15 protein-coding genes are annotated in these 21,020 nt (G+C 40.0%); 6 read left to right on the top strand and 9 right to left on the bottom strand.

Going from position 1 to position 21,020, the window contains the following annotated elements:
* Positions 1-28 precede the first annotated feature (28 nt).
* Positions 29-1,171 carry an alkene reductase gene (locus H5203_RS02260; RefSeq protein ID WP_182819301.1) on the top strand — a complete coding sequence of 381 codons (1,143 nt, stop codon included), beginning with the start codon at positions 29-31 and terminating at the stop codon, positions 1,169-1,171.
* A gap of 82 nt (positions 1,172-1,253) precedes the next feature.
* On the opposite strand, the gene H5203_RS02255 is transcribed toward H5203_RS02260, so the two are convergent.
* Positions 1,254-1,784, bottom strand: a complete 531-nt coding sequence (locus tag H5203_RS02255) for a hypothetical protein (RefSeq protein WP_145234322.1) — start codon at positions 1,782-1,784, stop codon at positions 1,254-1,256.
* 324 nt (positions 1,785-2,108) lie between these two features.
* On the opposite strand from H5203_RS02255, the gene H5203_RS02250 reads away from it, so the two are divergent.
* Complete coding sequence (locus tag H5203_RS02250; protein WP_149979997.1) at positions 2,109-3,449, top strand: L-cystine transporter; 1,341 nt, start codon at positions 2,109-2,111, stop codon at positions 3,447-3,449.
* Between the two features lie 315 nt (positions 3,450-3,764).
* Positions 3,765-6,032 (top strand): catalase/peroxidase HPI, encoded by a 2,268-nt coding sequence (gene katG / locus H5203_RS02245; protein WP_182757440.1) that lies wholly within the window; start codon positions 3,765-3,767, stop codon positions 6,030-6,032.
* A gap of 147 nt (positions 6,033-6,179) precedes the next feature.
* On the opposite strand, the gene H5203_RS02240 is transcribed toward katG, so the two are convergent.
* The 3 genes from H5203_RS02240 to H5203_RS02230 all read right to left on the bottom strand — a co-directional run bounded on the left by H5203_RS02240 (position 6,180) and on the right by H5203_RS02230 (position 9,851).
* Positions 6,180-6,377 carry a CPXCG motif-containing cysteine-rich protein gene (locus tag H5203_RS02240; protein ID WP_145234329.1) on the bottom strand — a complete coding sequence of 66 codons (198 nt, stop codon included), beginning with the start codon at positions 6,375-6,377 and terminating at the stop codon, positions 6,180-6,182.
* Positions 6,378-6,917: 540 nt separating this feature from the next.
* Entirely contained in the window at positions 6,918-7,652 is a 735-nt protein-coding gene (gene bla, locus H5203_RS02235; RefSeq protein ID WP_182819300.1) for a subclass B1 metallo-beta-lactamase, read from the bottom strand.
* A gap of 678 nt (positions 7,653-8,330) precedes the next feature.
* On the bottom strand, positions 8,331-9,851 hold the full coding sequence (locus tag H5203_RS02230) for an aldehyde dehydrogenase family protein (RefSeq protein ID WP_182819299.1): 1,521 nt from the start codon (positions 9,849-9,851) through the stop codon (positions 8,331-8,333).
* 189 nt (positions 9,852-10,040) lie between these two features.
* On the opposite strand from H5203_RS02230, the gene H5203_RS02225 reads away from it, so the two are divergent.
* Positions 10,041-10,943, top strand: coding sequence for an AraC family transcriptional regulator (locus H5203_RS02225; protein ID WP_182733996.1), 903 nt, complete (start codon positions 10,041-10,043; stop codon positions 10,941-10,943).
* A gap of 306 nt (positions 10,944-11,249) precedes the next feature.
* Positions 11,250-12,632: a Na+/H+ antiporter NhaC family protein gene (locus H5203_RS02220; RefSeq protein ID WP_145234337.1), complete on the top strand. Its 1,383-nt coding sequence runs from the start codon at positions 11,250-11,252 to the stop codon at positions 12,630-12,632.
* A 78-nt stretch (positions 12,633-12,710) separates the two neighbouring features.
* Here H5203_RS02220 and H5203_RS02215 read toward each other — a convergent pair whose 3' ends face one another.
* Together H5203_RS02215 and H5203_RS02210 are read right to left on the bottom strand one after the other, a co-directional pair.
* Positions 12,711-13,127 carry a phosphate ABC transporter substrate-binding protein gene (locus H5203_RS02215; protein ID WP_310736407.1) on the bottom strand — a complete coding sequence of 139 codons (417 nt, stop codon included), beginning with the start codon at positions 13,125-13,127 and terminating at the stop codon, positions 12,711-12,713.
* A gap of 10 nt (positions 13,128-13,137) precedes the next feature.
* A complete protein-coding gene (locus H5203_RS02210) occupies positions 13,138-14,217 on the bottom strand; it encodes a porin (RefSeq protein WP_392352553.1) in 1,080 nt (359 codons plus the stop codon).
* A 446-nt stretch (positions 14,218-14,663) separates the two neighbouring features.
* On the opposite strand from H5203_RS02210, the gene H5203_RS02205 reads away from it, so the two are divergent.
* On the top strand, positions 14,664-16,844 hold the full coding sequence (locus H5203_RS02205) for an OsmC domain/YcaO domain-containing protein (RefSeq protein ID WP_182730759.1): 2,181 nt from the start codon (positions 14,664-14,666) through the stop codon (positions 16,842-16,844).
* Between the two features lie 80 nt (positions 16,845-16,924).
* Here the strand turns inward: H5203_RS02205 and H5203_RS02200 are convergent, their stop codons facing one another.
* The 3 genes from H5203_RS02200 to H5203_RS02190 form a co-directional block, all read right to left on the bottom strand.
* Positions 16,925-17,329, bottom strand: coding sequence for a DUF1801 domain-containing protein (locus H5203_RS02200; protein ID WP_182730760.1), 405 nt, complete (start codon positions 17,327-17,329; stop codon positions 16,925-16,927).
* Between the two features lie 25 nt (positions 17,330-17,354).
* Positions 17,355-17,942, bottom strand: coding sequence for a DUF1287 domain-containing protein (locus H5203_RS02195; RefSeq protein WP_182819298.1), 588 nt, complete (start codon positions 17,940-17,942; stop codon positions 17,355-17,357).
* Between the two features lie 148 nt (positions 17,943-18,090).
* Positions 18,091-20,970 carry an insulinase family protein gene (locus H5203_RS02190; RefSeq protein ID WP_182757443.1) on the bottom strand — a complete coding sequence of 960 codons (2,880 nt, stop codon included), beginning with the start codon at positions 20,968-20,970 and terminating at the stop codon, positions 18,091-18,093.
* Positions 20,971-21,020 lie beyond the last annotated feature (50 nt).

The following is a 21,020-nucleotide window of genomic DNA, read 5'->3' as shown; positions in this document are numbered from 1 at the left end:
CAGCATTATTAATTTAAAAGGTATTAAAATGAGTCAACCAAGTAAAAATATCGACAGTCTATTTTCATCAATCAATTTAGGCCCACACACGCTTAAAAACCGTATTGTAATGCCGCCACTTACACGTTCACGTAGCACGGTCCCTGGCAATATCCCCAACGAGGTGATGGCCACATATTATGCACAGCGTGCTAGTGCTGGTTTTATGGTTACCGAAGGCACTCAAATTGAACCAAGAGGACAAGGGTATGCCTGGACACCGGGCATTCATTCTAATCAACAAATAACTGGTTGGAAAAAAGTAACTGATGCAGTACATGCAGAAGGTGGAATTATTTTTGCCCAACTTTGGCATGTTGGCCGCGTTTCACACACCAGCTTACAGCCTAATGAAGCCAAACCTATTGCTCCCTCAGCTCTAACAGCTGATAGCGTTAAAGTCTTTATTGAAACAGGACCGGCTCAAGGCGCTTTAGCCGATCCAAGTGAACCACAAGCTTTAACAACCGATGAAGTAAAAGAGCTTGTTGGCATGTATGCACAAGCTGCCCGTAATGCGCTAGAAGCGGGGTTTGATGGCGTAGAACTGCATTGTGCTAATGGGTATTTAGTAAATCAGTTTATTTCTGAGCACACCAATAAACGAGATGATGAATACGGCGGCTCTCTTACTAATCGCCTGCGCTTTTTAAAAGAAATTGTCGCGGCAGTAAGTGACGTAGTAGGCCCGGAGCGCTTAGGGGTTAGATTTGCGCCCTTATTTAGCAGTACTGATGAAACCCGTGTTTATTTAGGGTTAGTAGAATCAAACCCGCACCATACCTACATTGAAGCAATTAAAGTACTTGAACAAGCCGGTATTGCCTACCTCTCAATTGCAGAAGCTGACTGGGACAATGCCCCTGATTTACCAGAGCAATTTTATCAAGCAGTCAGAGCTGAATTTTCTGGGCGTATTATTTACGCTGGTAAGTACACCGTTGAAAAAGCGGTGGTGATGTTAGCTAAGGGCTACGGTGATTTATTTGCTTTTGGTCGCCCTTTTATCGCAAACCCTGATTTACCAGCGCGCATAAAAAATCAATGGCCATTAAATGAAGCCGATGCAGCCACCATGTATGGCGGCACTGAGCAAGGTTACAGTGACTATCCTTGCTACAAAAATGATTGATAAAAATAACGGAGTAAGAGGCAGCTTAAGTTAAAAATAAATGACCCAAACATGCAGCCCATGTTTGGGTCATTACAGGGTATTACTGCTTTTTATCTATCACCATTTTTAGTTCATTTAATGCAGCAACCGAAAAACCCCGATCATAAAAGTAAATAATCTTACCGCTACCATCAATTAATACGATGCGGCTATTATTCGGATTTTCGTTACCAGTGAACGCTTGTACTGCATCACCGTCTTTATAAATAGTGATCACCCCACCCCACAGTTCTTTAGGAATGCCTTTTCTCATACCGCTATCAATAAAAGTACTAAACATACGCGGCACCATGCCTTGAATTGTGGGTAACTCATAAGCGGTGACGTTTATGCCACTCATATCCAAGCCAATAAGCCAGCGATCAATATCAAATTGACTATCTTGTTTATACCCAATTAACAGTAATGTCTGTGCGTTGTTAAAGTCTGTAGGGATAGTAAATTGCTGTTGCTCCAAGCTTTCACCACTGATAGTTGGAAACTGTTTACCGACTAAGTTCTGATTTGGGTATTGACTCGAACACCCACTTAAAAAAATAAAAAACATTAAACCAACAACTGATCGCAACATCTCTGTTCTCACTATTAATTAATAAACGGTTAGGAAAAATTCTTTTGAATACAAATTTTTGATACGAATAAACACGCTATTAAGATCTAAATAACAACCAAAGAAGTCCATTCATACTGTTTTTTATCATTGCTTAATTTAGCATTTATTATTAGCACCTTTAAATAGAAGCTTAACGGTTATATTTGTGTGCAATAGTATTTTTTATACTCAAATATTATTAGCACATATCAATTTGTTCTATAGCATATCAAAAGTGTATTTTCGTAACCCGATACAAAACGCTAAAGTGCCGCGCTTATTCACAGCTTTAAAGAGGATGCTATGTCGCTTGCTGTTTTATTAATGCTGGCATTATTTGTCGGTTTACTGTTTGCGATTTATCTTTTTTCGCAAAAAAGTAAAACCTTATCTCGCACTGTTTTATTTGGCTTAGTTGTTGGTAGTGCTTTTGGTTTAGCCTTACAATTTTTATTTTCCCACTCCCCAGAGTCTATTAATGACGTTTTAAGTTGGGTAAGTGTTGTTGGTAAAGGCTATGTTGGGCTATTAAAAATGATCATCATGCCATTGGTATTGGTGTTTATGATTGCCGCCGTGGTGAAACTAGAAAACCAAGGCTCTTTGGGCAAAATATCGTTCATTAGTATTGCTGTTTTACTCTTTACTACGGCAATTGCAGCCTTAATTGGTATTGCCGTAACCTATGGCTTTAATTTAAGTATTGAAGGCTTAGTTTCGGGAACCCGTGAGGCAGCAAAAATGAGCACGCTAGAGGGTAAAGCAGCTAATGTAGCTGATTTAAGTGTGCCACAAATGCTATTGAGCTTTATTCCAGAAAATCCATTTGCTGATTTAAGTAACCAACGCTCAACCTCTATAATTGCCGTCGTTATTTTTGGTGTCCTTGTCGGGATTGCCGCACGCAAGGTGATGCTTGAACGTAGCGAACTAGCAGATCCAATTCGCAACGGTGTTAACGCCTTACAAGCCATAGTAATGAACTTAGTAAGAATGGTGATAGCGCTAACGCCTTATGGCGTCGCAGGGTTAATGGCAAGCGTTGTGGCAAACTCAAGTAGCAATGATATTGTTAATTTACTGGCGTTTATTGTGGCTTCCTATGTCGCTATATTATTAATGTTTATTGCTCATGGTTTATTACTTAGCCTAGTTGGTGTGAACCCTAAGAGTTACTTTGAAAAAATTTGGCCAGTACTGACCTTTGCATTTAGCTCGCGTAGTTCAGCAGCCTCTATTCCTATGAATGTGGATGTACAAATTAACCAGCTAAAAGTGCCGCCTGCTATAGCTAACTTATCGGCTTCTTTTGGCGCCACTATTGGCCAAAATGGCTGTGCCGGTATTTACCCAGCCATGCTGGCAATGATGGTAGCGCCCAGTGTAGGAATTGATCCGCTGACATTCGAATTTATTTTACCGTTAATTGGCATTGTTGTTATAAGCTCTTTTGGTATTGCCGGAGTAGGTGGTGGCGCAACGTTTGCTGCATTGGTTGTATTACCAACCATGGGCTTACCGGTTGAGATAGTCGCGTTACTGATCTCAATCGAGCCATTAATAGACATGGCACGCACCGCATTAAACGTATCAGGGTCAATGACCTCAGGTGTTATAACGAGTAAATTAATTAAAGTGCACTAGATTTTTTGTAGTCGCCCAGCTTTGGCTGGGCTTTTTTATCTGTATTACTCTCTCCGTCTTAAGTAAAAACAATCCATTTATCTAATCACTACAACAAAATCAATCACATTTATAGATTGTAGTAATCGCTTTATTTCGCACACACATTTCAGCCCGATGCTATATTCTTTTCATTGCTTTGTTATTCAGGCTTGATTAAGCCTCACTTGAGCAAACAAATTTACAACTCAATAATTTTTAAAGCGATTGAGATCTCTGTTTAAAGTAGTAATACGCTTTGTATAACGAAATTCGTTAACTTTAAGGAAGCTGACAATGAAAAACCGTTCATTCAATAAAAAAGCGCTTGTTGGATTTATAAGTATGGCACTTATATCTGGCACCGCTGTTAGCCAAGAAAAACCACAAATGTCAAAGCCACAAGGTGCTGTTGGCATGGGTGAAGCTAAAATGGGCGCAACCAGAACAAACCAGTTTTGGTGGCCAGATCAACTTAACCTTTCACCTCTGCGTGATCATGATGAACGCTCAAACCCTTACGGTGCCGACTTTAATTATGCCAAGGCATTTAATAGCCTAGATTTAGACACAGTAAAAAGTGATATTGATGCCCTACTAACACAATCTCAAGATTGGTGGCCGGCGGATTTTGGTAACTATGGGCCATTTTTTATCCGTATGACATGGCACAGCGCAGGTACTTACCGTACGCTTGATGGCCGCGGCGGTGCTGGTGGCGGTCAACAACGTTTTGAACCACTCAACAGCTGGCCAGACAACGTAAGCCTAGATAAAGCGCGTCGCCTACTTTGGCCTATTAAACAAAAATACGGAGAAGCACTTTCATGGTCAGACTTAATCGTATTAGCCGGTAACGTTGCTCTAGAAAACATGGGATTTGAAACCTATGGTTTTGCCGGCGGCCGAACTGACGACTGGGAACCAGACATGGTTTACTGGGGTCCAGAAGTAGAAATGCTTGCCAGCGACCGTGAAGATGACAGCGGCAAATTAGAACGCCCATTGGGTGCAACTCACATGGGTTTAATTTACGTAAATCCTGAAGGCCCAAAAGGCGTACCTGATCCAATCGGTTCAGCTAAAAATATTCGTGTGGCGTTTTCTCGCATGGCCATGAACGACGAGGAAACTCTTGCACTTATCGCAGGTGGCCACACCTTTGGTAAAATGCATGGTGCGCACAAACCTAAAGATTGTGTGGGTGCAGAGCCCGCAGCAGCAGGCATTGAAGAACAAGGGTTAGGCTGGAAAAACAAATGTGGTAAAGGCCACTCTGAAGATACCGTATCAAGTGGTTTAGAAGGCGCATGGACACAAGCTCCTACTCGCTGGTCATCACTGTACCTTAGCAATCTACTTAACTTTGAGTGGAAACAAACTCGCAGCCCAGCGGGTGCCATTCAGTGGATCCCAACGGATGAATCGTTACATAACGTTGTACCTGACGCTCATATTAAAGGTAAGTTTAACGCACCAGTAATGACCACGGCCGACTTAGCGTTAAAATTTGATCCTGAATACCGCAAAATTGCTGAACGCTTTTTAAACGACCCTAAAGAGTATCAACTAGCATTTGCTAAAGCATGGTACAAATTGACTCACCGAGATATGGGGCCACCACGTAACTTCTTAGGTAAAGAAGTTCCTAAAGAAGACTTAATTTGGCAAGATCCTATTTCAGCAGAGACTCAATCAAACATTGATGCTGGCGCAGTAAAAGAGCTTAAAGCCAGCATTTTAGATTCAGGTCTTAGCGTATCAGAGCTAGTACGTGTTGCATGGGCATCTGCTGCAAGCTACCGTCATTCCGATATGCGCGGTGGTGCCAACGGTGCACGCATTGCGCTTGCTCCACAAAAGGATTGGGCGGTAAATAATCCGGCCGAAACTGCAAAAGTACTTAAAGTATTAAAAGCGATTCAAGCCGACTTTAATGATAGTTTCTTTAGTAAAAGCCAAGTATCACTGGCCGACCTGATTGTGTTAGCTGGTAATGCAGCGATTGAAAAAGCAGCGAAAGATGCAGGCTACACAGTAGACGTACCTTTTAATGCTGGCCGTGGCGATGCTACGCAAGCTCAAACTGACGTTAATGCATTTAGTTTATTAGAGCTGCCTGCCGATGGCTTTAGAAACTACTTTGATGCTGAACAAAGCTACAAATCGCCAACTGAAATGCTAATAGATAAAGCAGATCAACTTGATCTAACAGTGCCTGAAATGACGGTATTAGTAGGCGGATTACGCGCATTAAATGCTAACTATCAAGGTACTGATTATGGTGTATTTACTGATAAACCAGGGACATTAAACAATGATTACTTTGTAAATCTACTTGATATGTCTACGGTATGGAAAAAATCGGCTACCCCAGGTATTTACCAAGGCTTTGACCGTAAATCTGGAGAACAAAAATGGAATGCCACCTCGATTGACCTTATTTTTGGCTCAAATTCAGAGCTTCGCGCGGTCGCTGAAGTATATGCATTCGATACCTCTAAGCAAAAATTTGTTGAAGATTTTATTGCGGCATGGACTAAAGTAATGAACTTAGACCGTTAATAACCATTAAGTAATGCAACCATAGCGCTGCAATTAATTGCAGCGCTTTTTATGTTGGTTAGTCATACTCTTTTATATATTACTGCATTGCTTTGCAGCTAAACATACTGCCCAAACCTTGCTGAGTGTAAGTGCCTATAAAGATAGTCAATAAGCTTCGTCATCACTAAAAACCGTCACTGAAAGCTCTTCATCTATATTTTCAAAAACCAAAAAATTAATAGGCTTACAACAGACTTGGCAGTCCTCAATATATTGTTGATCAACATCTGCCGGATCGAGCAGCACGTCAATATTCTCACCACAATAAGGACATGCTATCGTTTTTTCAGTTAATTGATTCATTGCTATAACCTCACATATTACTTGCTATATCCATTATCATTAGACATATAGTATCAAGGTGCATTTCTTTGTGCAGGCTCTTTGTTGAATTTCTTTGCTGGAGCAATCAGCATACTATATTCACTGCTAGCTGCCCCATCACCTCACCTGATTAAAGGTTTGGTAACAATAATCCAACCAAAGTGCTTAGCCTACCTTAGGTAATAAAATGATTGCTCATTTTATAAAGCTCCTAAGCAAAGTTTAAACCTCCAGCAACCTGGTCATCTTCATTTACAGCAATTTTCGATAATTTGATAATCTTTAATTTCTACTTTTTTGCTAAATTATTTAGTAGTTTTATAAGTTGATAGCTCTAAACGTAGTTTAGTATTTTTTAGATGACAGTAAGAGGTTGGTTTTGGTGGCTTTAAAAAAGTTAACCAATGAGTTTAGGAGGCGTAAGATTAGTTCCTATAAAGGATAATCCTACGTTCTCCCCACATAAAAGGCGCTCTATCAGAGCTTGACGAGATCTTTTATGTGATTATTAGTGTATATTTATTGCGCAGACTCACTTAAAAGCATTAATGTGTTTGAAATTAATGAAAAATCACCTAGCTCACCATGACCTGGGACTACTATCTGTGCAGAGTTATACTCCTGGCTAATATGTTTCATTCCCTGAAGCCATGAACCAATATCACTATGTGCAGTATTGCCTAAAGAGGTTGCTCCTTTAGCGCGAACGGCACAACCACCAAACAGAATTTTTTCTTGTGGTAACCAAATCATCAAGTTGTCCATTGCATGACCTGGACTTGGGTAAATAACATCAATTTTTCCTAAACTAACCATGCTTCCAGGTGAAATAATTGCTTCTAAAGATTGATCTGGTACTGGCAAGCCATACTCAGTAGCAAATTTTTGCGTTAGAGGATGCGAATAAACTGGAATTCCTTTTGATTTTAAAGCATCCGTACCCGCAATCCGATCACCATGAGCATGAGTTACTATTGATGTTTTAATCGGTAGTTTAATCTTCGTTCTAATTTGCTCCATGAGTTCTAACGTAGCAAGCTCTCCCCAAGCAGTATCCACTAAAACAACGCCTTCCCCATCTTGAACTATTAATCCACTTGAAGGAAATTTTACTCCATTTGGGTATGTATAATATGAGGTATGAACCCACACTCCTGAAGCGATCTTTTTTATTTCAACATCAGCACTTGCAAACGCCGACATTGAGATCGTAGAAAATAAAATTATTAAAGTTAGATGTATGATTCTTCTCATACTTTTCCTCAGCTGTTTAAAAAATAGTAAAATAATCGCACATAGTACTGCCGATAACATACTTACACTCAAAGTGTTTTAACAAACAACTTAATTCATTGCTATATTAGACTCATTAAATTTAAGGGGTTGGGTAAAACGAAAAAGCAACAGGCATAAATATCTTTGCCTAAGACAGTGCATATCTAGCCTCACAAAACTTAGGACATTAAAAGATGTTTGCATAAATATATTCAAATTCATCATCTTTTTCATAAAATACGACATCCCAAAGGGATCCTTTTGCTCCGCCTCGCTTTTTGCAAACTCAATATTTTTGCGCATATAAGAGCTCAAAATATCTAAATGACTTCAAGGAATTTGGATTTAATTTTTAGCAGCTTAGATTGCACTCCAGCCTCTATAAAAACCTAACGAGCCTGAAGAATAATTCGTTTTTAATTTATTTTTTATTGATGTACTAACCACAGTCGAATTCCTATTTTGATTCAATCGGTTACTTCTATTTCACGAAAAATATAAAAAGAGGACTTGGTGTTGTTTTAATTGGCATTTTGGAAGGTATTACAGGTGTTTGAGGATATAAAGCGCAGTGCTTTAGAAAAGTAAAAAAGCGCTGCAACAATACAGCGCTTTCATTACTCATAAAAATTATTTGTTTAAGCTTAACCGCTTTATTTAAAAGAAGCCGAGCGGATCTTCGCTGTAGCTTACTAATAAATTTTTAGTTTGTTGGTAATGGTCAAGCGCAAGCTTGTGGGTTTCGCGGCCGATGCCTGATTTTTTATAACCACCAAACGCAGCGTGTGCAGGATACATATGGTAACAGTTGGTCCATACACGGCCTGCTTCTATTTTGCGGCCAAAGTGATAAGCACGGTTCATGTTGCGGCTCCATACCCCTGCGCCTAGACCAAATTCAGAGCTATTAGCCAGTTCGAGTGCTTCGGCTTCGTCTTTAAAGGTCGACATTGAAATCACCGGGCCAAAAATTTCTTCTTGGAATACCCGCATATCGTTAGTGCCTTTTAACAGCGTTGGCTGAATGTAATAACCGCCATTTAGCTCATCTGTTAGTTGCTCTACATTGCCGCCAGTAAGTACTTGTGCGCCTTCTTTTTTGCCAATTTCAATATAGCTGAGAATCTTATCAAACTGTGCTTTAGACGCTTGTGCGCCTACCATGGTTTCACTATCAAGCGGGTTACCGCGTTTAATTTTTAATGTGCGCTCTAAAATACGCTCAATAAACTGCTCGTAAATATCTTCTTGAATAAATAGTCGCGATGGGCAAGTACACACTTCACCTTGGTTAAAGTACGCAAGTACTGCGCCTTCAATGGCTTTACTTAGGAAGGAATCGTCTTTTTCCATTACATCGTTAAAGAAAATATTCGGTGATTTACCACCGAGCTCAACCGTTGATGGAATAATGTTATCAGCGGCACATTTTAAAATGTGTGAGCCAACAGGAGTTGAGCCGGTAAAAGCAATTTTAGCTATACGCGTGCTGGTTGCCAGCGCTTCGCCCGCTTCTTTACCGTAGCCATTTACTACATTAAGCACGCCTGCAGGCAATAAATCACCAATAATTTCCATCAACACTAAAATAGATACTGGTGTTTGTTCAGCCGGTTTGAGTATCACACAGTTACCTGCGGCAAGCGCTGGTGCGAGTTTCCATGCGGCCATTAGAATTGGGAAGTTCCACGGAATGATTTGTCCAACAACGCCCAGTGGCTCATGAAAATGATACGCGACTGTGGTTTCGTCTATCTCGCCAATACTGCCCTCTTGGGCGCGAATACAACCGGCAAAATAACGAAAATGATCTGCCGCCAGTGGGATATCTGCCGCCAATGTTTCGCGAATGGCTTTACCGTTATCCCACGTTTCGGCAACTGCAAGAAGCTCAAGGTTTTGCTCTATCCGATCAGCTATTTTTAATAATATATTACTACGAGCCGTTACTGAAGTTGTAGCCCAAGCAGCTTTTGCAGCGTGGGCTTTATCAAGGGCAAGTTCAATATCCGCTTTATCAGAGCGTGGTACTTTACAAAATACTTTACCATTAACGGGGCTAATATTATCAAAGTACTGACCATTTACAGGCTCGACCCACTGTCCGCCAATGTAATTACCGTACTGGGATTTAAAGTTAATAAGTGCGCCGTCGCTGCCAGGATTTGCATAGATCATTGTGTGTGTCCTTTATTCAAAATGTTGCTTTTTAAATTTAATCAAATTGACTAAGTTTGACGGGAGATTGTTGTTTATTTATCCGTCACCTGTTGACATTAGCTTATAAGAAGCATAAAAACTTGATTAGCTGTCCAAAAAACATGTCTGTGCGTCCAAACTCTGTTGGTCGTGTTTAAAGGAAATAAAATGAATACCACGTTATTGACTGAAAAACTGACTAAAAAGCGCCAAGCGGTTGATGTACTGATCGAAAATAAAATTACTTTTGCCTCAGACAACGCCGAGCTGAGCATTTACGACACCTACCAAGACGCACAAAAAGTAGCACTGCATTCCAGCGAACTGCTGTTTTGCGGCATGATCAGCGGTAAAAAAGTGATGCACGTTGCTGACAGTAACTACCATGAAGAGTTTTTACCCCAGCAATCATTTGTATTAGCACCCGAACAAGGGGTTTTAATCGACTTCCCAGAAGCATCAATGAAGCAACCTACCACCTGTTTGGCTATCGAAATTAGCCGCGATAAAATCAGCCAAGTAGCTGACGCGCTAAATATGCAGCAGCAAATAAGCAGCGATGATTTTTTTCATTACATTCCAAAGCTGGTGCATACCCAACACAATCAACAAACCCAACAATTACTTGAACGGATGATTGGGTTATTTAGCGAAAACGAGCAAGATCGTCATTATCTAATTGATCTATCAGTAAATGAGTTAATCACTCGATTATTACAACAACAAAGCCGCGATTTAATGCTCGCCAATTGCCAACAAACTATTGCATGCCCATTAACCGATGCCCTGCATTTTATTAAAGAACATCTTAATCAAACTTTAGATATCGATACTTTATGTAAAATAGCCTGCATGAGCCGTAGTAAATTTTACCAGCAATTCAAGCTCGCCTTTGGGCAAAGTCCGGCCATGTGGCAACAACAGCTAAGATTAAAGAAATCTCGCCAACTTCTACAATCAGGACAACAAATAAGTCAAGTTTGCTACGATCTTGGCTTTACCAACCCCAGTCACTTTAGCCGTTTGTTTAAGCAAAAATTTGGTGTTTCACCTAAACAATGCAAGCATTAATATTCATCTATTAAGAATTTTTAACTAAATTAAAAGTTTTTATTGACTCGAACGCAATTGCAGATTATTTTCCCGCTGATGTTTTTATCGGCATAACAATAGCGGCATGCATCCCCTGCACCGTCTGGCGCCAAGCCAACGCATTTTACTGTGTCGCAATTGTGCTAAACCCACCGCGAAACCTAACAGTGACTTCTGCGTGCAAAAGCAGTGACTTGGAATATCAGCCGTTGGGCTAACATTCTTTGTTTTTGTTAAGCAGTTTGAGCCAATTACTCAAATGCTTTTTATTTTGTGAATACTTAAATGCTCGAACCTTCTGCGTTAAGTCTTGTGCCGCCAGTTGTAGTGGTGGTTTTGGCGATCGTGCTACGTCGTCCTATTTTATCTTTGCTGATCGGTGCCCTTGTTGGCCTTGCTATGCTAAATCCTGTTGAAATGCTTAGCAACTTTGCTGCGGCATCATTAAAAGTAATGGTAGATGAAACAATCGGCTGGCTTATTTTAGTGTGTGGTGGCTTTGGTGCGTTAATCGCATTACTAGTGCGAACCGGTGGTGCAGCAGCATTTGGTAGTTTTGCGCTGCGTTTTTGTAAAGGCCCACGCTCATCTTTACTCATGACCTTTTTACTTGGTATCGTTATTTTTATTGATGACTACCTCAATGCGCTTACCGTGGGTGAAACCATGAAACGCATTACCGATAAATTCAAAATTAGCCGTGAGATGCTTGCTTACGTAGTTGACTCTACCGCAGCGCCAATTTGCGTATTAGTACCACTGTCTACATGGGCAGTATTTTTTGGTGGCTTATTGGTTGATAACAACATCGCCGTCGAAGGCCAAGGTATTGCCGTGTATATTCAAGCAATCCCCTATATGCTGTATGCATGGTTTGCCGTGTTACTTGTGCCATTAGTGGTACTTGGTGTTATCCCTTTATTTGGGCCGATGAAAAAAGCCCAATTACAGGCAATGCAAGAACAACCGCAAGTAGATCCTGCACAGTACAACGAAGTGCAAACTGCCGATGAATACGCAGTAAAAGCCGTTGAAGAAAGCTTTGAAAGCGCAGACAGCCACGGCAAACTGTACAACTTTTTACTGCCTATTTTATTGCTCGTTGCGTTCACTGTGTATTTTGACATTGATGTATACAAAGGGTTATTAGCGACATTCGCCGTGACGCTTCCATTTTATATGCTGCAAAAGCTAATGCCATTTGCCGAAATGATTGAAAAAATGCTCGATGGTTTTAAAAGCATGTTGCCAGCAATAGGAACTGTGATCGCCGCATTTATTTTTAAAGATGTGTGCGACCAACTACTATTACCACAGTTTGTAATTGATTCCTTAAGCCCATTCATGACCGCAGGCTATTTACCTGCAGTGGTGTTTTTAGCAATGGCAATTTTGGCGTTTGCTACAGGCTCAAGCTGGGGTATTTTTGCGGTAACAATTCCTATTGTGATGCCTCTGGCAGTCGCGGTTGATGCAAATATACCGCTGGTGATTGGTGCGCTGTTATCTGCCTCATCATTTGGTAGCCAAGCATGTTTTTACTCAGATTCAACTGTCCTTGCAGCCCAAGGTTCAGGCTGTAACTTAATGAGTCACGCAATTACTCAATTGCCCTATACACTCATCGCAGCTGCCTGTGCATTTGTCGGGTTTTTAGTGATTGCTTAAGGTGCATAAATCTAAAAAAAATCGATTACAGTTTCCTGTAATCGATTTTAACGTTTTGCGTTTTTATCTAAATTATTACTAAAACTTCCCAACCGATTTCACTGAATCGGTTAGCGATGCAGCATTAATGTAACCAATCATACTTGGATTTTTACCTACTAAATCAATTACCTCTGCATCATTAGTCACTTCTTTAGGAGGCGAGCCTTTACCTGTAAAAATAAGCTTTGACCAGTATGCTTTTAACTGGCTACCTGATTTTGATAAAACATTCGCATCAAACTCTTGGCGTGCTGTAGAGGCTTCCTCTTGATTCAATGGAACAGCTTGATTGCCATCAGAAAATGATTTGGCCTTGCCTAAAAAGAGCTTTGAAATCTCAGATTGATCAAAACTACTATTATTTGTAGGATGAACAACAACAACTACCTCCGCGTTTACTGAATAACAACTAAGCAATAAAAGTGGTAAAAGTATCTTTTTTAACAACATCATAGCGTATTCCTTAAAATACCAAGTCAATGCCAAGTGTGATCGACTCACTATCACCTGCAACAGCTAAATCAAATGATTTATCATTCACTTTATCAAACTGGACTTTAAAAGCCGCTGAAGAATGAAAATCCCAGCGTATTCCGACTGACGTTGTATTGTGCTGTTCACCATCATCGGCATCTTCTTTAAATTGAGAGTAAGAAACATAAGGAGTAATTGTGTCTAAACGGTAACCTAGCGTAATCATTGAAGTGTCAAGGTTGCCATTCAAATCCAACCGGTTTAACTCTGTTAATATAAATAAACTTTCAAAGTCTAAGTTAACTGCAACACCATAAAACTTACCTGTACGGCTAGTTTCACCGTCAAATAATACTCGCTCACCACTACGGTAGCGCTCATTTTTGTAAGTCATATGGGTTAATCTAACTTCGAACCACTCTTTATTTAATTGCAATACCCCACCTAACATATCACGCCAAATTTCACGTGTTGGCTCTTTGAAAAAAAACTCACTAAGGAGCTTATTTTCTGTATCATCCTCTTCTCCATAATAAAGATTGCCCATTACAGACCAATCACCAATTTCACCGCTGTATAGTGCATTTACGCCGTTGTAGTTAAATATTTGCCACGTATAATTATCCGCAGGCGGACGCATCCATACATAGGCGTAACCTACATCATAAAAATCCGAATAATAAAACAGGGGCAATCGTTTTTTACCTGCTTGAACAGTCCAATTTTCATTAATCTCATATGAGAGATAAGCCCATTCAATTTTTGCATCAAAATCATTAGCGCCTCGAGCAACTAGTTGGCCTGTCACCGATAGTCCATCAGCTAAATCAGCGCTAATTTGTAGCCCAAATAAGCTCTCTGGTTTAAACGAAACATCTTCGTCGTAAGACGATACTATTGGATAATCGGCCAAAAAAGTAGGTGGTATATCGTACTGCGGGACCCCACTTCCAGATAAAACTTTACCAGCATTAATACTAGTAAACCCTGATAAGTTGATCTCGCCATAAGAAGCACCTGTAAACAGGATGCAATTTACAGTTAATAACCAATACAGCTTTTTCATCATCTGCGTTACCTTATGATATTAGTCTTTTGCAATATGCATTATTAAAGTTAGACCACAGATGAAAATTTTGCCTACTATACCTAAGCTTCCGCCCCAAATTAATTACAAAATAACAACAAAATTAAAACATCAGTGATAATCGATTTAATTAATTAGTACTAAATTATTTGGAGTTCACGACCTTTTCTACCTCTTATTGTAAAAACTTTAGGCTTACTCTGAGTATAAAGTTTACAGCCTCATAAATAGTTCAAAACCAGCGAACCACGTGACTTTTACCAATTTATGCGCTGCAAATAGCATTTATTTTAATTAACCTCGACTATTACTTGTATGTGCTCCCTTAAAAAGCGGATAATTGCAGCTAAATGAAAATACACTGACAAAGTCTGGCGCAAACACCTATTGGCCTTACTTATTAGTGCGCACGAAGGTGGACCAACTCAATGGAAATTAAAGTTAATTTTCTCGATAATCTTAGATTAGAAGCTAAGTTTGACGATTTCTCAGTCATTGCGGATCAACCAATCCGTTATAAAGGCGATGGCTCTGCGCCAAGTCCGTTTGACTACTTTTTAGCATCTTCGGCTTTATGTGCTGCGTACTTTATTAAAGTGTATTGTAATGCCCGTGATATCTCGACTGACGGTATTCGTGTTGCGCAAAACAACATTGTTGATCCTGAAGATCGTTATAACCAAATCTTCCAAATCCAGGTTGAACTCCCTGAAAGTATTTCAGAAAAAGACCGCACCGGCATTTTACGCTCTATTGATCGTTGTACCGTAAAGCGTGTTATTCAAACCATACCTGAATTTAAAATTGATGCCGTAGAAAGCTTAGATAACGACGCGCAAGCCATGTTAATGGCAAAATCAGAAGGCAGCGAAAACACCTTTATTTTAGGTAAAGATTTACCGCTTGAGCAAACCATTGCTGATATGACTGCGATTTTGGCTGACTTAGGCATGAAGATTGAAATTTCATCATGGCGTAATATTGTACCAAACGTCTGGTCATTGCATATTCGTGATGCTGCATCACCGATGTGCTTTACCAATGGTAAAGGCGCCAGCAAAGAAAGCGCATTATGTTCAGCCCTTGGCGAGTTTATTGAACGTTTAAACTGTAACTTTTTTTACAATGACCAGTTCCTTGGTGAAGAAATTGCCAACAGCGAATTTGTTCATTACCCGAACGAAAAATGGTTTCAGCTCACTGATGATGACTCACTACCAGAAGGTATTTTAGACGACTATACCTTGAGCATTTACAACCCTGAAGATGAGCTGTGTGGCTCGCACCTTATCGACACTAACTCTGGTAATGTTGAGCGAGGTATTTGCTCGATCCCATATGTGCGTCACTCTGACGGCGAAACTGTATACTTTCCATCAAACTTGATTGAAAACTTGTTTTTAAGTAACGGCATGAGTGCGGGTAATAACTTTGCCGAAGCCAAAGTACAATGTTTATCTGAGATTTTTGAACGTGCTGTTAAACGCCAAATCATCGAGCAAGAACTGGTATTGCCAGACGTACCAGAAGCGATACTTGCTAAATATCCTAGTATTGTTGCCGGTATTAAAGGCTTAGAAGAGCAAGGCTTTCCGGTTGTTGTAAAAGACGCATCTCTAGGCGGGCAATTCCCTGTCATGTGCGTAACGTTAATGAACCCGAAAACCGGTGGCGTATTTGCTTCATTTGGTGCACACCCAAGTTTTGAAGTGGCCCTTGAACGTAGCTTAACAGAGCTATTACAAGGTCGCAGCTTTGAAGGTTTAAACGACGTACCTAAACCAACATTCAACAGCATGGCAGTATCTGAACCTGAAAACTTTGTTGAACACTTTATTGATTCAACCGGTAAGATCTCATGGCGCTTTTTCAGTGCTAAACACGATTATGACTTTGTGGAATGGGATTTTTCAGGTACTAACGAAGAAGAAACTGCTAGCTTATTTGGTATTTTAAAAGCCTTAGGTAAAGAAGCTTATATTGCTGAATTTTCAGATCTTGGCATCGCATGCCGTATTTTAGTGCCTGATTATTCAGAAGTTTACCCTGTCGAAGACTTAATTTGGGATAACACCAATAAAGCCCTTAAATACCGTGAAGATATTTTAAATCTGCACAGTTTAGATGAAGACCAACTTGCCGACTTAGTTGAGCGCTTAGAAGACAGCCAGCTTGATAATTACATCGATATCATCACCTTAATTGGCGTTGAGTTTGACGAAAACACCGTGTGGGGTCAGTTAACTATTCTTGAGCTTAAGCTGCTAATTTACTTAGCATTAGGCGATTTAGAAGCGACCATGGAACTGGTTGAAACCTTCTTACAGTTTAACGATAACACTGTTGAACGCGGGTTATTCTACCAAGCAATGCACGCGACTTTAGAAGTTGCGCTAAATGATGACTTAGAAATTGAAGACTACATTCACAGCTTCACCCGCATGTTTGGCCAAAAAGTAATGGATGCAGTAGTCGGCTCTATCAATGGTGATGTGATGTTCTACGGTTTAACTCCAACCAATATGCAACTTGAAGGGTTAGATCGTCATCAGCGTTTGATCGACAGCTATAAAAAACTGCATGGGGCTCGCGCTGCAAGAGCCAAATAACTATTGTCAGCGCGAGATTTGCGTAGGCGGGAGTTTATATCGCGCTGTTGCTCTTTCTGCCGGACAATAACTTCTTAAATTTAAGCACCTAGCAATGGCAGGTGCTTTATTTTTTTATAGCGCAAAGCCAACGATATACAATGGGCTAGCTCTTTAGCTGGCACGGTTTGATTAAGCTTAAACACCAAAGCACGGTTACCTTCATAGCTAAACGTATCACCATAAAGCTCTTTGAAGGTTTCAATAAGTTTAGTTTTACAGTTAAAGTAAATACAAAATTGCTCAGCTGATTTTGGTTTGTGATCAAAACGAATGGTAGTGCCTATTTTTGAAATATAACTCGGCTCTCCCCACTTGAGTGTTTCTTCAAGTTCAGTGATACCATCCTGCTTTGCAACACGGAATATAATCTCTCGAACTTCATTTAAGACAACTACAACCTGTGAAGGGTAAGTCGTAAACTTTTGTTGTACTTGCTCATCCATTTGATCACCCTTGCTTAAAAAGCATTTACTCTGATAGCTGATACCGATAATGCCCTGTAATTTTATAGCGAAACAGCACGTCTTCACGCTGCGGCCCTGCGCCTATGTTATGCACTATCAATGGGGTTTTGTTATCTGCAGTGTATGTATCTACCACGATACCGATATGCGGCAAATTGCCCGGCAGCATCCACGTGACAATATCGCCTGCTTTATAGGTCTGAGCATTATTAGTTATGGGCAGCACTGTACCGTGGCGTTGAAAAAAAGCCTGTAAATTAGGCACGCGACGATGATCAATATTACTATCGGGTTTAGTTAGCCCCCATATTCTTGTTGATGGATAGACTGAAAAATTATCGCGCATATCTTCATGAACTAACTTTTGTAAATCGATACCCAGTGCTCGGTAGCTGCGAATAATCACATCTGTGCATACGCCAATATTGGCAGGTACATCGCCATTTGGATAGGCAATACGGTGATAAGCGCCGTCATAGCGCACGCTTTGTGTTGTTCTATCATTTGCAGCGTTTACAAAATCATCAGCAAATGAGTTGGCTAAGCTATAAAAAGGGCTTAGCAGTAGCAATATGGACACTATCTTATTCATCAAAATCCTAGCGGTTTGAGCTGTTCCTTTTTTATATAGTTACACTGTACGTACATTTTGTAAATTATTTAAAAGATAATGATTCATAAAAAAAAGCCCAAGCAAATCGCTTGGGCTTTAATCTTTTTCAACGCTTCAATTAGCTAAATTACTTTTGCAATTTAATGCCATTAAAGTGCGCTTGTAAGTCTGTTACCAATGTTTGTTTTGGTAAATCTGCAAACGGTTTGTCGGCAAATTTGCTACCACGAAGCTGTACGTTTAAACGCGCAGCTTGTGGGTTTAACATAGTTTGCTGGTAGTAGTCTTTAATATCTGCAAGCGTGACTTTTTCAACTTCAGCGATTAACTTATCCTTTGAATCAAAATCAAAGTTTTCACGATACCAATCGCCAATAAGTGGGCCCATTTCATCGCTAAGATTTTTAGGCTGCTGTTTAAGCGACACTAATACGGCGTTTTTAAGTTGAGCAAACGTTTCTTCGCTCATGTTATCAAGCTCTACTGCATATTGCATTTTGAACTCTTCAAAACGCGCTTGCATGGTTTTTACATCTTTTACCGGGGTTTGAATAAACAAGCCAATCGCTGAGTAATCTTCAATCGGCCTTGCTAAACCACCAACCGCATACGCTAATTGCTCTTCAGTACGTAACTTGTCAAACGCGACGGTGCTAAAGTGACCTTGTAAGACTTGCGCTTGCGCTTTTTGCTTATAGCCTGCAATCGGGTGTACGGTCATATCAATGATAGCTACATCAGCCACATCAATATCTTTTTGCAATACAATCGTTTCGCCTGGTTGCGGTAACCACGCTTTACTGCGCGCAAATTCAGTGCTTATATGCGCCGCTGGTAAAACTGCCGTTAACTCTTTAGCTATCGCTTCAACATCTGTTTGGTTATAGTTACCATAAGTAAACACCCGCATTTCGTTATTAGCGAAGGTATGCTGTTTAAGCTGCTCAAAATCTGCAATGGTTAATGCTTTTGCCGTATTGATCAGTGCATCGGTGTCAAAGCTGCCAGTTCGTATTAATTTAGAATACTCACCAAACGCTTGATAATAAGGGAATTGTTTTTGGGCGTTTAATAAATCACGTTGGTAACGATCAAGCGCTTGAGCAAAACCTTGCTCAGTTACTTGCACATCAATATTTGTCAGTGCTTGCGCGAGTAAAACATTTTGTTTATCGGTAAAACCACTCATTGAAAGGATAAGTCCGTTACTTGCTTCAAGGCCAACACTCATACCTGCCACGGCAGCTTCGGTACTTAGCTTGCTTTGTTGTAAGTTAAATAAGTCAGACCATACTGAATAAAGTACTTTAGCTTTGATATCCGTCAAAGCATCTGGGGTATTTAAGTAAACTTCGACCAAACCTTTCGGTTGCTCAGCAAAATTTTGACTCGCTTGACGCCATACTTTTACGCCATTTTTATCATATACCAGCTTAGGGTGTTTTTGCTCTGCAAATTGTGCTGTTTTAATCGCAAAACTCTCTGGTAATAAACGGTTTACCGTGGGTAATGCTAAGGCAAACTGACTAGGCTTACTCCAGCTGGCAATTTCAGCATCACTGATATCTTCAATGCGGTATTTACCATCGTAAAAATGCAATTGTGAATCGGTTTCTTCTTGCTGTGAGGTATACCAAATACGTAGAGTATCAGCATTGAGTTGCGCAAGTACGTTGTTGATCGCAGCTGCATCAAACTTAGCATAATAAAAAGGCGCATTAATAACGTGGTTTAGTGGATAATCTTGCATGCTACCAGTTAAATTACTGACATAGCCAAATTCATCGCCTTTTTCTAAAAATTGAAATTCATTATTAAGTGAAGTGCGAATTTCATTAAAGTATTTACTATCTACACCTTCTTTTTTGATCAAATCAATATATTGCATTATTGTTGCAACGATCGTTTCACGGTTTTTCATGCCTTCGTCTGTTAATTGCACATTAACCGTCAGCGCACCGTAATTACCATATTGGGTTGGTGCTGCCCCGGCTGAAAGTTGTGAAACCCAGCCTTTATCACGCAAAATTTGCGCCGGGCTACCTTGCATTTCATTGCTTAATAAGTATGCTACAAAACGGTTAGGTTTAACGGCAAACTCATTGCTGTTATCGGTAATAGTAAAATCAAGTTGTAACTCTTTTACGTCTTCATTCGGCGCGTAGTGAACGCGTTTTCCACCTACGTTATCAAAATCTAGCTTTGTGGTAACAGTTGGTTTGTCGATCTTTTTATCTTCAATATCAGCGAAGTATTTTTGTGCTTTCGCTTCCATTTCCGCAAGTGGTAGATTTGAAATCATTGCTACTTTCATAATGTTAGAAGAGTAGTATTTATTATAAAAATCAACGGTTTCTTTATGTAGAGAGCTACCGTCTTTATCACCTAATGTTTCAAGATTACCGATTAAAAAACGATTAGCTGGATGATCGCCCATCATTTGTCGGGCAAGCTTAAACTGACCAAAAAAATCCATCTCGCGACGCATTGACCATTCGGCGTTTACTGCGTTTTTTTCTTTATCGGTGTATTCTGGGTAAAGCTTAGGGGATTTAAAAAAGTCAGCAAAACGATCCAATGCTTCATCGTAAGCATCGTTATTTACTTCAAACATGTAATTAGTAATATCTAACCATGTATAAGCATTGTGGGCGCCGCCGTTTTTAGTCATAAAATCAGAGTAACCCTTGGTATCTGGGTAACGATCTGTGCCTAAAAATAGCATGTGCTCTAAATAATGCGCCATTCCCTGCTGGCTGATTGGATCATGTAATAAACCAACACCCACACTCAATGAAGCGGCTGATTTTTCAGCAGTTGGATCCGACACTAAAATTACTTCAATCTCATTCGCAAGTTTAAGGGTTTTATATTGACGAGTATCGTTGGGACTTATTACCAGCGTATCTGAAAGTAATGACGTTTGCTGCTGTACCGCTGTGGTGGTAGTGCCGCAGCCACTTAATACTGCTAAAGCAATAGCGCTTAAAGTAATTATTTTTTTCATATTGAGAATGTGATCCATACTTATTTGTTGTTTGAATGATCGGTAAAATT

It is taken from the genome of Pseudoalteromonas sp. SG41-1, from assembly GCF_014164575.1.
GTDB classification, from domain to species: domain Bacteria; phylum Pseudomonadota; class Gammaproteobacteria; order Enterobacterales; family Alteromonadaceae; genus Pseudoalteromonas; species Pseudoalteromonas rhizosphaerae.
This window is presented reverse-complemented; position numbering and strand designations above follow the sequence as displayed.

Bases quoted from the DNA above. Each gene is read 5' to 3' on its own strand.
- bla (WP_182819300.1), bottom strand. From the start codon at position 7,652: ATGAGAAGAATCATACATCTAACTTTAATAATTTTATTTTCTACGATC.
- H5203_RS02220 (WP_145234337.1), top strand. From the start codon at position 11,250: ATGCTCGAACCTTCTGCGTTAAGTCTTGTGCCGCCAGTTGTAGTGGTG.
- H5203_RS02205 (WP_182730759.1), top strand. From the start codon at position 14,664: ATGGAAATTAAAGTTAATTTTCTCGATAATCTTAGATTAGAAGCTAAG.
- H5203_RS02240 (WP_145234329.1), bottom strand. From the start codon at position 6,377: ATGAATCAATTAACTGAAAAAACGATAGCATGTCCTTATTGTGGTGAG.
- katG (WP_182757440.1), top strand. From the start codon at position 3,765: ATGAAAAACCGTTCATTCAATAAAAAAGCGCTTGTTGGATTTATAAGT.
- H5203_RS02195 (WP_182819298.1), bottom strand. From the start codon at position 17,942: ATGAATAAGATAGTGTCCATATTGCTACTGCTAAGCCCTTTTTATAGC.
- H5203_RS02190 (WP_182757443.1), bottom strand. From the start codon at position 20,970: ATGAAAAAAATAATTACTTTAAGCGCTATTGCTTTAGCAGTATTAAGT.
- H5203_RS02225 (WP_182733996.1), top strand. From the start codon at position 10,041: ATGAATACCACGTTATTGACTGAAAAACTGACTAAAAAGCGCCAAGCG.
- H5203_RS02200 (WP_182730760.1), bottom strand. From the start codon at position 17,329: ATGGATGAGCAAGTACAACAAAAGTTTACGACTTACCCTTCACAGGTT.
- H5203_RS02230 (WP_182819299.1), bottom strand. From the start codon at position 9,851: ATGATCTATGCAAATCCTGGCAGCGACGGCGCACTTATTAACTTTAAA.
- H5203_RS02260 (WP_182819301.1), top strand. From the start codon at position 29: ATGAGTCAACCAAGTAAAAATATCGACAGTCTATTTTCATCAATCAAT.
- H5203_RS02250 (WP_149979997.1), top strand. From the start codon at position 2,109: ATGTCGCTTGCTGTTTTATTAATGCTGGCATTATTTGTCGGTTTACTG.
- H5203_RS02215 (WP_310736407.1), bottom strand. From the start codon at position 13,127: ATGATGTTGTTAAAAAAGATACTTTTACCACTTTTATTGCTTAGTTGT.
- H5203_RS02210 (WP_392352553.1), bottom strand. From the start codon at position 14,217: ATGATGAAAAAGCTGTATTGGTTATTAACTGTAAATTGCATCCTGTTT.
- H5203_RS02255 (WP_145234322.1), bottom strand. From the start codon at position 1,784: ATGTTGCGATCAGTTGTTGGTTTAATGTTTTTTATTTTTTTAAGTGGG.